This is a genomic window from Marvinbryantia formatexigens DSM 14469 (genome assembly GCF_025148285.1).
GTDB lineage: Bacteria > Bacillota > Clostridia > Lachnospirales > Lachnospiraceae > Marvinbryantia > Marvinbryantia formatexigens.
In genome coordinates this window covers 3,164,164-3,176,229 of sequence record NZ_CP102268.1, presented here as the reverse complement: position 1 = coordinate 3,176,229, position 12,066 = coordinate 3,164,164, and the positions used below count along the sequence as shown (strand labels likewise).

The 12,066-nt window shown below is 53.8% G+C and carries 11 protein-coding genes; all 11 read right to left on the bottom strand.

Annotated elements, in window-relative coordinates; all coding sequences use genetic code 11:
• Positions 1 to 74: 74 nt before the first annotated feature.
• The 11 genes from NQ534_RS14915 to atpD all read right to left on the bottom strand — a co-directional run bounded on the left by NQ534_RS14915 (position 75) and on the right by atpD (position 12,065).
• Positions 75 to 917 carry a class I SAM-dependent methyltransferase gene (locus tag NQ534_RS14915; RefSeq protein WP_040782962.1) on the bottom strand — a complete coding sequence of 281 codons (843 nt, stop codon included), beginning with the start codon at positions 915 to 917 and terminating at the stop codon, positions 75 to 77.
• A 158-nt stretch (positions 918 to 1,075) separates the two neighbouring features.
• The gene (locus tag NQ534_RS14910) at positions 1,076 to 3,415 is read right to left on the bottom strand and encodes an ABC transporter permease (RefSeq protein ID WP_006861591.1); all 2,340 of its coding nucleotides are present in this window, start codon (positions 3,413 to 3,415) and stop codon (positions 1,076 to 1,078) included.
• Positions 3,399 to 4,094: an ABC transporter ATP-binding protein gene (locus NQ534_RS14905; RefSeq protein WP_006861590.1), complete on the bottom strand. Its 696-nt coding sequence runs from the start codon at positions 4,092 to 4,094 to the stop codon at positions 3,399 to 3,401. Before NQ534_RS14905 ends, NQ534_RS14910 begins: the two co-directional genes overlap by 17 nt.
• Before the next feature lie 136 nt (positions 4,095 to 4,230).
• Positions 4,231 to 5,460 carry a sensor histidine kinase gene (locus NQ534_RS14900; RefSeq protein WP_006861589.1) on the bottom strand — a complete coding sequence of 410 codons (1,230 nt, stop codon included), beginning with the start codon at positions 5,458 to 5,460 and terminating at the stop codon, positions 4,231 to 4,233.
• Entirely contained in the window at positions 5,457 to 6,155 is a 699-nt protein-coding gene (locus tag NQ534_RS14895; protein ID WP_006861588.1) for a response regulator transcription factor, read from the bottom strand. Before NQ534_RS14895 ends, NQ534_RS14900 begins: the two co-directional genes overlap by 4 nt.
• Before the next feature lie 25 nt (positions 6,156 to 6,180).
• Positions 6,181 to 7,131: an acyl-CoA dehydratase activase gene (locus tag NQ534_RS14890; protein ID WP_006861587.1), complete on the bottom strand. Its 951-nt coding sequence runs from the start codon at positions 7,129 to 7,131 to the stop codon at positions 6,181 to 6,183.
• A complete protein-coding gene (locus tag NQ534_RS14885; RefSeq protein ID WP_006861586.1) occupies positions 7,128 to 8,201 on the bottom strand; it encodes a 2-hydroxyacyl-CoA dehydratase in 1,074 nt (357 codons plus the stop codon). The genes NQ534_RS14890 and NQ534_RS14885 overlap by 4 nt, the downstream gene beginning before the upstream one ends.
• Positions 8,201 to 9,151 (bottom strand): acyl-CoA dehydratase activase-related protein, encoded by a 951-nt coding sequence (locus NQ534_RS14880; RefSeq protein WP_006861585.1) that lies wholly within the window; start codon positions 9,149 to 9,151, stop codon positions 8,201 to 8,203. The genes NQ534_RS14885 and NQ534_RS14880 overlap by 1 nt, the downstream gene beginning before the upstream one ends.
• Before the next feature lie 100 nt (positions 9,152 to 9,251).
• Entirely contained in the window at positions 9,252 to 10,097 is an 846-nt protein-coding gene (locus NQ534_RS14875) for a glycosyltransferase family 8 protein (protein WP_074679914.1), read from the bottom strand.
• A 147-nt stretch (positions 10,098 to 10,244) separates the two neighbouring features.
• Positions 10,245 to 10,652, bottom strand: a complete 408-nt coding sequence (gene atpC / locus NQ534_RS14870) for an ATP synthase F1 subunit epsilon (protein ID WP_006861583.1) — start codon at positions 10,650 to 10,652, stop codon at positions 10,245 to 10,247.
• Between the two features lie 12 nt (positions 10,653 to 10,664).
• Positions 10,665 to 12,065, bottom strand: a complete 1,401-nt coding sequence (gene atpD, locus NQ534_RS14865; RefSeq protein WP_006861582.1) for a F0F1 ATP synthase subunit beta — start codon at positions 12,063 to 12,065, stop codon at positions 10,665 to 10,667.
• Position 12,066: the final 1 nt, after the last annotated feature.

The window sequence follows — 12,066 nt, the reverse complement described above, 5'->3', positions numbered from 1 at the left end:
ATCATGAAATACCCGCCAGGTTTCAGAACCCCTGCAACACCGGAGTCCATCCCCTCTGCGACTGCTTTTATATCCTACGGTTTGTGAAAGTCCAGCCGCACAATCCGCATTTTCATCATGCCGTCTCCTATCCGGGAGAGGAAGCGGAAAAAGCCACTGACAGACGAATCTTTCAGATTGTCGTATCCCAGCATATAGCCGCGGGAGGAAATATCTGCATTTTCCATCCACGGCTGCAGGTCCCTCTCCGGGTTGTTTAAATAGAAATATGCCCCCACATCCGTAATGCCCGAAGCCTTGACCCATGTTTTAATCATCAGCTTCACCGCAGTCTTTCCTGCGGTGTCAAAAAGTAGTCTTCCGCCTGGGAACCGATCTGCCATTTTCAGAAACAGAGGCTTTGCCTGCTCCGTGCGAAAGTAATAAAACACCCCGGCGGCAAAAAACACCGCCCCGCCTGCGGCGTCAATCTTGTCAAACCAGCCGGTATCGTTTAAGTCCACGGCCAGATTTTTTACCCGTTCCGTCCCCGGAATCAATTGCTCCCGCAATGCGATGACCTCTGGAAAATCCAGATTGTAAATCCGGCACTGACCGTTGTCGCAATTCTCTCCCGTCATATCCAGACCGCAGCCCAGATTGACCACAGCGGCTTTCGGGTGGGTTCTGAGATAATCCCGCACTTCCCACGCAAGGTCATACTGCCGCATGGCTGTTTCCAGCGCGCCGAAACGGTACGTCATACTCCTGCTTTTTTGCTCATACTCCGAAAAATCGTAGTCCATCCGCCCCATCAGCTCCGCCGCGCGGGGGTCCCGGAACAGACGGGGATATTGTTCCGTGCAGAGCTTCCGGGCATACAGCGGAATAACCAGCGTTTCCTGGACAGTGTTTCGCTCAATATGTACCTTTTTCATTCTTATAATCCGCTTTCTTTTTCCTGTTTTTGTGGCCTTCCCGGTGCCCATACGGTAAGAGTATGAGCACCGGGTTAGTCTTAACTAATTCAAAAATCATTATAGCACTGAAAAATAGCGTTATCAATCCTTTTTCAGGTTTTATTTTTAACGTAAGCTCACTGCGCACGGATGGTCCGTGAGACGGACATCCGGCGGATGCGGCGCATGGGACCGGCAATCGCGGCTGCCGCCGCTGCCACCATCACAAGCGCGATAAAGCCAAATTCCGGAACCGGCGCGCTCCACGCATCGCCCCACCGCCCGGTGATTATCTGCGTGTACAGCAGGTAGTGGAGCGGCAGTCCCGCCGCCAGTCCAAGCAGCAGACCACAGAAAAGATACGTCACCGTTTCCGCCGCAATCATCCTTCCGAGCTGGCGGATACTGGTCCCGATTGCCCGCATCGCGCCATACTGACGCATTCGCGCCGATACGCTCATGCCGATGCTGTTGATGATATTAAATACCGCTATCAGCGCAATGATTGCCAGAAATCCATAGACAAACAGCGAAAACGAATAGTAAAGCGCCCGCACCTCCTGGTTGCTCATCCGCTGGTCGGAGAAGGTATAGCCATTTCCGGCTAGGCTGCGGATTTCGTCGACCGCGCTGTCCGACTTATCCTCAAGCTGGATATCGAGAATGGTGTAGCCCGTCTCACCCGTCAGCTGCCGGAACAGGTCCTCCGAGCAAATCAGAATGCCGGTCTCATCCCCGCCATCAAACGGCGCGTAGCTCAAAACACCAGCTATCGTTACCTTCTGCACACCGTTTTCCGTCTGCAGTTCGATTTCCATTCCTGTTTCCGCCGGAAATCCCTCCTTTTTTACCAGGAGGACGCCCTCTCCGTTTTCTGCGCTTTCCATGCTTCCCTCCAGCAGGTCTCCCTCTGCCCAGCCGAACTGAAAGGTCTCATAAGAAATCAGATTTACCTTCTTTTCCTCCCCCTGCAGCGTCACCGGCAGGTCGTAGGCAAAGCTGCGCCCGAAGACCCTTTTTACCGCCGGATTCTCCTTCAGCGCTGCAGACAGGCTGTCCGGAATATCGCAGCCGTTATCCCGGCTGACCACTGACACATCCGGCGTATAGGGACGCAGCGGCGTGAGCGCATGCTGCATAAAATCCACCCCGGTGCCGAAGCACAGAAACAAAATGATACTAAAAGCAAAGGAAGCCGTCAGCAGAAGCAGGTTCTTTTTGCTCCCTGTCGCATGGTGGATACCAAGCGCCGCCTCAACCGGAAGGATGCGGGTATCCGCCGCCCTTTTTGCCGCAAACACAGTGCCGGCGTTTCCGGAAACCGCCGCCAGCGGAGACACCCTGGCGGCTTTTTTCGCCGGTGCACCGCTTGCCGCCAGAACCGTCAGAAGACCAATCAGAAGTCCGGCGGCAATCCCCGGCAGACTGATTCCGAAATCCGGCATTTCTCCGAAGTACGTAGGCGAGACGCGCTTCAGGATGCCGCACAGAATCCAGATGATAACCATGCTCCCGGCAATTCCCGCCGGTATCGCCGTGCGGCACCACAAGAGCGCTTCCAGACGCACAAACCGTTTCACCTGCGTCTTTGTCGCGCCAATGCAGCGCATCATCCCGAAAAATTCTGTCCGCTGCGCCACATTGCTGTTCAGGCTTCCCAGAATCATCAGCATCCCGGCAAAGGCAACCAGCACCGCCAGAATTGCCGCCGCCATATACAGCGCCATAATATAATTATTCCGGCTCTGCAGAAGAAGTCCCATCAGCTTGGCATTCTCTGAGACCGCATCGCGCGGGATATCCAGTTGTCCGCAGATATCGTCGAGCGCCTTCTGGATCCGGCACCCGCTTTTAAATTCCACGTAGCAGACGACGTCCTCCCTGAGCGTCGCATCACCAAAGCAGACAAAGTACGTATCCATGTTCACAAAAACGCCGAAAGCTCCGCCTTTGAGCAGATTTGAGGTGTCCTCCACAAAGCCGCTGACGCAAAAAGACAGCGTTCCCTCCGGCGTCGTCATTTCCACCGTATCTCCCGCCGAAAGCTGCAGACTGTCTCTTACGCTTTCTGTGACCAGCGCTTCGTTCTCCTTCCTGGGAAAGTTTCCGTCCGACAGATGGATCCCCGGAAAAAGTTCAAAAAATGTCTCGTCGAAGCCGCACAGCACCGTCCGGGTCTCCCCGATTTCATACTCCATATCCAGCCGGTAATTTGTCGCCGCATAGCGGCAGAGTCCCTTTACCTCCGGTCTTGCACCAAGCAGGGCAAGCTGCTCCTCATCCAGCAACTTAAACGCCGCATGCCATGCGCCGTCCGACTGGATTGCCTGGTTTTTCTGGCTGCGCAGGAACATATCCGCCATGCCAAAGAGCGCCGCAATCAGAAAAACGGAAATCGTGATGCACAGCCGGGTCATGCGCGTCTGCTTCCGGTGTGCCCTGGCGGAAACCGGAATAAGTTCAAGATAACTTTTCATCGGCGTTCCCTCCCAGATCTGTCAGAATTCCGTCCGATACCCGCATCACACGGTCCACGGAAGCGGTTAAATTCCGGTTGTGCGTAATCATCAGAATCGTCTGCTGATAGCGCCTCGACGCCTGCGTCAGCAGCCCGATGACCTCCTGGCTGTTCTCTGAGTCCAGATTTCCAGTCGGCTCATCCGCGAGAATCAGCCGCGGCTTTGTAATCAGCGCCCTGCCGATGGCAACGCGCTGCTGCTGGCCGCCGGAGAGCTGTCCCGGCAGATGACTTCTCCTGTCAGAGAGCCCCAGCTCCTCCAGGATTTCCTCCAGCTCCTCCTTCTTTGGTCTGCGGTAATCCAGCAGCAGCGGAAACATGATATTCTGCTCCACCGTCAGCTCCGTAACCAGATGAAAGGACTGAAACACAAAGCCGATGTTCCGCCGCCGGAAGATGGTCCGCTTTTCCTCCTTCATGGAAAACAGATCCTGCCCGTCCACATAGATTTTCCCGGAGGTCGGCGTATCCAGCGCTCCGATGCAGTTTAAGAGCGTGCTCTTTCCGGAGCCCGATTCTCCGATAATGGCGGCAAATTCTCCTTTCTGCATGGAGAATGAGACATTTTTCAGCGCCTCCACCCTCGCCCCGCCATTTCCGTAGGTCTTACACAGATTTTCTACACGTAATATATTCATTTCGTCCTCCGCCGCCGTCTCCTTCGTCAGATTCTGTACGGTCTTTGTCCGTCCGTTATCCGCGCAGACGGCAGCGTCTGTCCCTCCCTTCCGGAAAAGGATAACAAAAGAGGCTTACAATCCGGTGAATTTCAGCTTACAGTTTTGTAAGCAGAGAAATGGTAAAGGAAGTGCCCTCCCCGGCGCCGCTCTTCACAGAAATGGTTCCGCCCTGCCCCTCGATGATGGCTTTCGCCAGCGGAAGTCCCAGGCCGGCGCCCTGCGTGTCGCCGGAATTTTTGCTGCGGTAAAACCTCTTAAAAATATGGTGGATATCCTCCGGCAGAATGCCCGGTCCGTTATCGCTTATCACGATGTTCGCCATGCAGGACGAGCGCTCATACGCAATACGGATTTTTCCGTCCGCCGCCGTATGGTCCAGGGCGTTTTTCACAATATTTCCGACCGCCTCAGCTGTCCATTCCAGGTCGCAGAAAAGAGTATCCTCCAGCGCTCCCTCCAGAAGAATCTCCTTTTCTTCCTTTTTCGCCCGTTCCGAAAATTCACCGACTGCCCGCCAGAGAATTTCCGACACCTGGTACGGCTTTTTCTCAAAAACAATGCAGCCGGCATCCAGCCGGGTAATCTTCAGCATGGAGGAAATCAGCCGCTCCATGCGCTCCAGCGGCGCACGCATTTTTGCCGCAAATTCCTTCACCACGCCAGTATGCTCCGGCTCCTCCTCAATGATTTCCTGGTACATGGCAAGCGCCGCCAGCGGTGTTTTTAACTGATGTGAAATATCCGAAATGGTGTTCCGCAGAAATTCCTTTGTCCGGCGCTGCGTCTCATTTTCTGAGCGCAGCATGGTCGCCAGCCGGTCTATCCCGGCAAATACCCGGTAAAGCTCTCCCTCGCTGCTCTGCGGCAGATGGCGGACATAATTTCCGTCCGCAAAATCTGCAATAATATCCGCCGCCTCCCGGTACAGCCGCTCACGCCTCCAGAAAAAAAGAAAAGAGCCTGCCAGAAGCACCGCAGACAAAAGTCCCGCAAGCACAAGCAGACCAAGCGTCATTTTCTGCCGGAACCGGGAATTCAGCGGAAACAGTCCTGCCGCCGTCTGCTCTGTCCTGCCGATAACAGCAAGAAATTCTGCCCCGTCGGCGCGCTCCTCTGTACTGGCGAGTGCCTCCGCTATCACCGTCCGCGAAACGCCTTTATCCAGAAGAGCCGTCGCCACCGCATTGTCGTGGGAGAGCATCACCTTCTGCATCCCCCTGCTCTGCAGCTGCACGCCAAGCGCTCCGGTCAGAAAAAGCAGCAAAAGAAAAAGGAGCAGAAAATACCAGTATCTCTTTACCTGTCTGTCCTCCAGAAAGCTCATGCCGGCACCTCCCTCCACTGATATCCGAAGCCCCGCACCGTAATCAGATGCTGCGGGCGCGAGGGTTCCTTTTCCACCTTTTCCCGCAGCCGCCGCACATACACGGACAGGGTATTGTCATCCACATAATCGCCGGTGCCGTCCCACAGCTCATTTAAAATCGTCTCCCGCGTCACGATGCGGTTGGCGTTCCGCACAAGAAGACAGAGCAGACGGTACTCCGCCCCGGTCAGCTCCAGATTCACACCGCCCAGCAGCACGCGGCTTCCCAGCAGGTCCACCGTGATATCTCCGCAGACGAGCGCCGTATCCCCGGAGGATTCCGCGATACCCGCCCTGCGCAGCAGCGCCCGGATGCGCGAGCAGAGCTCACCCAGCTTAAAGGGCTTCGTGATGTAATCATCCCCGCCGAGGTCCAGCCCGCGGATAATATTTACCTCCTCGTCAGCCGCCGTCAGAAAAATAATCGGAATGCGGGGATTTTTCTCCCTCACATATCCGCACACCTCAAAGCCCGACCCGTCCGGCAGCGTCACATCCAGAAGGAGCAGATCATATTTTCCCATATCCGCCAGGCGCTGCATCGCCGCATGTACACTGCGGACCGTATCCACCTCAAAGCCGTTCTTTTTCAGAGAATACTGCAGACCGTCGATTAAATTTGCGTCATCCTCCAGCAGTAAGATTCTGTGCATGTTCCGTCCCTCCTGTTAAATTCTGTCAGTGCACCAGCTCCCCTTTTTCGCAGCGGTTCCCCCAACTGTCTATCAGCACATCGTCGCGGTATACGCACATGATTTCGCAGTTGTTGGAACAGCGCCCGCAGCAGATTTCGCGCGTGCGGAAGTTCATATCCTCCATCGAAAAGTCAAATTCTTTTCTCTTTTCGCTCTTCTTTGCCAGAATCGCCGCTCCCAGCGCGCCCATCAGATGCCCGTTTTCATCTACCTGCACCTCGCATCCGAGCGCTTTGCGGAACGCCTCCACCACGCCGATATTTTTGCTTACGCCGCCCTGGAAAACGACCGGCGGGACAATCTTCTTGCCCTTTCCCACGTTATTCAGGTAATTGGAAACGACCGCGTTGCAGAGCCCGGCAATGATGTCCTCCTTCGTATGTCCCATCTGGATTTTATGGACCAGGTCCGATTCCGCAAAGACGGTGCATCTTGCCGCGATCTGCGTCGGATGCTTCGAATGGAGCGCGATCTCGCCCATATCCTCCACCTCGATTCCCAGACGCTTTGACTGGCTGGAGAGAAAAGCTCCGGTTCCCGCCGCGCACAGGGTGTTCATGGCGTAATCCACTGCCACCCCGTTTTCCACCAGTATGATTTTGGAATCCTGTCCGCCGATCTCCAGGATGGTCCGCACGCCCGGATAAAAGGTCGTCGTGCCAACGGCATGGGCGGTAATTTCATTTTTTACCATCGTTGCCCCGACAATCGTGCCCACCAGCCGCCGGGCGCTCCCGGTGGTTCCCGTCGCCACAATCCGGTAAGATGCTTTGTCAAACTGTTTTTCCAGCAGAGCGACCAGCTTTTTTGCCGCTCCGATGGGGTCCCCCTCGGTCCAGATATACTCGCTCGCCAGCACCTCGTTGTCCTTATTTATAATAACTCCTTTTGTGGAAATCGACCCCACGTCGATTCCCAGATATGCTTCCTTCATCGGATTACCTTCTTTCTCATCTGAATCATATCGTAAAATGCCTCGATTCTGGTCATCAGTCCCGTATCGCTTGTCTGCGAATCATACGTCAGGTACAGAATGGGGATTTTATAGTCCGCGCCGATGTTCTGCAGCACCGGCATGATGTCCATCTCCGGCGTACAGCCTGCCGATTTTACATGGATGATGCCGTCAAAGCCCCGCTCGGCGTAATCTCTGGCACACCAGATATTCGCCGTGGAGGTCGGTCCCATCTCGTAGGTGCAGAGGTCCTTTATCCGCACATTCATGTTTTTCTCGCCGCTGTAATGCAGGTTGCGGTTGGTAATGTTCATCCACCGGTGCACCTCCACTCCCATATCCGCCAGCTTCTGCTCCAGCTCCAGATTGGAAAAACTGTCCATCACCGTGAAATATTCGCCGATAACTCCCACGCGCAGCAGCGGCTCCGGTCTGTTCAGCCGCACCTGCGAAAAGGCGCTCTTCGCCTTCCGGTACGCCGATTCGATTTCTGATTTTGACGAGGCTGCCTGCATAGCATTTAAAAAATCATCAAAAATCTTTTTGCAGCTTCCCTTTTCCGCTTCAAATCCGCAGCTTTTATAATATATCCCCTCTAATTCGTCGATATATTCCGCCATTTTGACACCTTCAATGGCGGCGGCGGTCAGCCTGGCAACTTTATATTTCGGGTTCAGCCTTTTTACCGCTTTCAGATAGTCTCTTTTCTTTCCGGTCGTATATTCCGATAAATTGATAAACTCAAACTGATAGCCCAGGTCGCGCAGTATCTGCTCCTGCAGCTCCCCGTAATAGCCCAGGCGGCACAGCCCGTTCACCATCAGAATGGTATTTGCTCCCGCCTCCAGCGCCTCGATCATGCTGCCGAGCGTGCTCTTAAACGGTGTACAGACAGAATCCGGACTGTAGCGGCTGCCCAGCTCCATCGTCCGCCTGGTCATGCGGGGCTGCATCACATATTTTATATCAAGCCCGTTCTCCACAATATAGCGGATAGCGTAATTGTATCTTGCAATCATGGGAAACGCTACTTTTGTCTCTTTTTCCATTATAATTTCCCCTTCTTAAATCCGATAATATCAAGGAAGCTTTCCACCCTGGTCTCCACTCCGGCATCCCCGTTCTGTCCGTCCATCACCAGATTCAGAATCGGAACGCCGTTGTTTCTGCGCATGAGCATTTCATTCACCATAGAATCCGGTCCGCACGGAAATGCGCTCATAAGAATGATACCGTCCACGCGGTCCCGGTTTTTATAAACGCTTCCGGCAATCTCACGGTTGACCTCCCACTTCAGGGTGGGCGACAGCTTCAGGCTCTGCTCCAGAGCCGCTTTGCGCTCGATAATATCCGCCCGGATGGGCACCGCGTCCAGCTTTCTCAGCATTTTCCGGACAGGCTTTCCGATATACGCATCCTCTGTAATGTAGCTGTGTCCCGCCAGCAGAATCTTCGTTTTCGGAAGCTGGTACAGCTTTTCCTGCTCCTTTACCTTCTGCTTCCAGTCCTCCAGCTCCGCCTTTTTCGCTCTTTTGTATGCCCTCTCCGCCTCTTTTCTGTGGAAGCCAAGAGAAACGCCCATATCCAGGAAGGCTTTTTCCTCGTCCTGCCTGTGCCTTACATCCACATTATAAGAGAGAAATTTCTGTCCGGTGCCGCGGAACGTATTTGCCGTCATATCGTAAAGCGCCTCAAACTTCGTGCACATACTGCGCTGCAGACCGAAGTTGGAAATCCGCGGAATCAGTATATAATCGCATTTTCCAATCAGGGATTTCACATGTCCCATAAAAATTTTCGTCGCCAGGCACGCTTCGTCGATGGCGCAGGCGGTTCCTTCCTCCAGAACGCCCTTTGTCGTCGGCTCGCTGGTAATCGTCCTGATGCCGAGCTGGGAAAAAAATGTTTTCCACAGTACCGCATAGCGGTAATACAGCATCGCCCGCGGCAGTCCGATTACCGGAAGCTGCCTGACTGCGCCCAATTCTTTCTTTGCCATAATACATCCTCTCTTTCTCTGTCTCCGGCAGGCTTTCCGTGACCTTCCGGCGCCGGTGTTTCCGCCTTATTGCGTTTCCGTATTCTTATCCTCTGTCCCGTTATGCCTCCGGTTCATTCTGGACGGCGCCGCAGATTTTCCCCGGCTCTTCCTCTTTCAGCTCCCGGTAAAAAACATCCAGCATCCCCAGATACGGCTTTTTCCACGGCTTCTGCTTTCCATAATAATGGATAACGACCGCGTTTTCCCGCACCCATTCCAGATTGATTCTTTTGTGCCCCGGCTCCGTATTATAGACGGAAATCATCCTGTCGCTCAGATTATATTTCATGGTGTCCAGAATTCCCGTTTTGTTTCCGTACAGAGCGGTTATGATATCCTGGTCCGGCAGGGTGAGATACCGCCCCCGCTTCTCCACAAACGACGCGATTTCTTCAAAATCCTGCTTTTCTCTTAACTCCTTTAAATTCATCAGCAGAACCCCGCTGTTGATATAGGTGCTCACTTCCTCCATGCCGAGCCGGTACTGGTTTACCTTCGTCAGGAATTTCCGCACATGCGTGCACGCCAGAAAATAATTGCCCTCAAAATCCATGTTGTACAGCTCATCCAGCGGATTGATGACAAGCGTATCGCCATCCAGATACAGAATCCTGTCCATCTCCGGCGGAAGCAGAGAGGCGGCAAAAATACGGTAGTAAATTAATCTGGGATATCTCTCGCTCTCCGGAAAGGAGGCAAATACAGACGGCTCCACAAACCGGAAATGCAGCCTTGTATCCCCATCCTCGACCTGCGCGGCGGCATCGCTCTGGTCCTGTTCCTGCAAGTCGGAATGTAAAATATAGATATCGTATCCGTCCTCAGACGGGAATCGCACAATCGACCGTATACAGTCCAGCACATGCTCCATATATCCTCTGTTCACTGTAAATAAAATATTCAATACAAACCGCTCCTTCCCGCTCTGAGGCTTCCCGCCCCAGGGTGTACTCTTCTGTTAGATCACTCACGAGTATTATAATAAATCGGGAAATATTTCACAATAGACAAAAACCTGTTTGTGACATAAAAGGAGGCGCGGCTGCGCCTCCTACAAATATTTCTTCTCTTTTACCTTCAGTCTCGTCATGGCTCTTGTCATAGCAAGCTTTCCACGGTAGTATTCCTTCCTGCTGTTCTGGACCGCCAGTCGTTCCTCGGCGCGCTGCTTTGCCGCCCTTGCACGGTTCTCGTCGATATCCTCCGGGCGTTCCGCGCTGTCCACGACCAGCGTCACGTGATTATCTTCGCTTCTGGCATATCCCTGCCCAAGAATCACGCTCTGCCATCCGTTCTCATTCAGGAAGCGCATCTCTCCGATGCATATGCCTATCACCATAGATTCATGGTTTGCCTGTATGCCGTATGCCCCGTCATCCGTAGGAAGTATCAGGCTTTCGCATGGACCGTCATAAAAGCAGCCGCTGCTGGAGGTAATCTTTAACTGAAATGTATTCATGCCTGCCTCCTCCTAAGCGGACTTCCGGCTCATTTTCTCCGCCTTTTTCTTCACATCGTCAATCGTTCCCACATTAAAGAAGGCGGCTTCCGGATAATCGTCCATCTCTCCGGATACAATCGCCCGGAAGCTGCGGATCGTTTCCTTAAGCGGAATATAAACGCCTTTCACACCCGTAAAATTCTCTGCTACGAAGAAGGGCTGCGAAAGGAATTTCTGAATTTTTCTTGCCCGGTAAACGGCTGTTTTATCCTCCTCATCCAGCTCATCCATTCCCAGAATGGAAATAATATCCTGCAGCTCCTGGTACTTCTGCAAAAGCTGCTGCACCTTCATGGCGGTATCGTAATGCTCCTCCCCCACGATTTCCGCTTCCAGAATGCGGGAAGAGGATTCCAGCGGATCCACGGCAGGATAAATGCCCTGCTCCACAATCTTTCTGGAAAGCACTGTAGTCGCATCCAGATGGGCGAAGGTGGTCGCCGGAGCCGGGTCCGTCAGGTCGTCCGCCGGAACATACACCGCCTGCACCGAGGTAATGGAGCCGTCGGTGGTCGAAGTAATCCGCTCCTGCAGCTCACCCAGCTCGTTTGCCAGGGTAGGCTGATATCCCACCGCGGAGGGCATACGCCCCAGAAGCGCCGACACCTCAGAACCCGCCTGCACAAACCGGTAAATATTGTCAATAAACAAAAGCACATCCTGCTGCTTTTTGTCCCGGAAATATTCCGCCATCGTAAGTCCGGTCTGCGCCACACGCATTCTGGCTCCCGGCACTTCGTTCATCTGTCCGAATACCAGCGCCGTTTTATCCAGCACTCCGGAATCCTTCATTTCCAGATACAAATCATTTCCCTCACGGGAACGCTCACCCACACCGGTAAAAATAGAATAGCCGCCATGCTCTGTCGCCACATTGTGGATCAGCTCCTGAATCAGAACCGTCTTTCCTACGCCCGCGCCGCCGAACAGTCCGATTTTTCCGCCCTTCGCGTAAGGCGCCAGAAGGTCGATGACCTTGATGCCTGTCTCCAGTATCTCCACCGCCGGGCTCTGCTTTTCAAACGCCGGAGCCTTCCGGTGGATGCACCAGGTTTCTTCTCCTTTCGGCGTTTCTTTCTCATCAATCGCTTCTCCAAGTACATTAAACATTCTTCCCAGCGTGTCCTTTCCCACCGGGACGCTGATGCCGCTTCCCGTCGCGGACACCGGCATTCCCTTTGACAGACCCTCGCTGGCATCCAGCATAATGCACCGTACTTCGCCGTCTCCAAGCTGCTGCGCCACTTCCATCGTCCGCTTCTGTCCTTCCGCTTCCACGGTAAGGGCTTCCTTTATCTTCGGAACCTTCTCATCCGCAAAACGGACATCCACGACAGGTCCCATTATCCGAATGATTTTCCCTTCTTTCATT

Coding starts and splice junctions, on each gene's coding strand:
- NQ534_RS14885 (WP_006861586.1), bottom strand. CDS start 8,201: ATGGAAAAAGAGACAAAAGTAGCGTTTCCCATGATTGCAAGATACAAT.
- NQ534_RS14910 (WP_006861591.1), bottom strand. CDS start 3,415: ATGAAAAGTTATCTTGAACTTATTCCGGTTTCCGCCAGGGCACACCGG.
- NQ534_RS14880 (WP_006861585.1), bottom strand. CDS start 9,151: ATGGCAAAGAAAGAATTGGGCGCAGTCAGGCAGCTTCCGGTAATCGGA.
- NQ534_RS14890 (WP_006861587.1), bottom strand. CDS start 7,131: ATGAAGGAAGCATATCTGGGAATCGACGTGGGGTCGATTTCCACAAAA.
- atpC (WP_006861583.1), bottom strand. CDS start 10,652: ATGAATACATTTCAGTTAAAGATTACCTCCAGCAGCGGCTGCTTTTAT.
- NQ534_RS14905 (WP_006861590.1), bottom strand. CDS start 4,094: ATGAATATATTACGTGTAGAAAATCTGTGTAAGACCTACGGAAATGGC.
- NQ534_RS14915 (WP_040782962.1), bottom strand. CDS start 917: ATGAAAAAGGTACATATTGAGCGAAACACTGTCCAGGAAACGCTGGTT.
- atpD (WP_006861582.1), bottom strand. CDS start 12,065: ATGAAAGAAGGGAAAATCATTCGGATAATGGGACCTGTCGTGGATGTC.
- NQ534_RS14900 (WP_006861589.1), bottom strand. CDS start 5,460: ATGAGCTTTCTGGAGGACAGACAGGTAAAGAGATACTGGTATTTTCTG.
- NQ534_RS14895 (WP_006861588.1), bottom strand. CDS start 6,155: ATGCACAGAATCTTACTGCTGGAGGATGACGCAAATTTAATCGACGGT.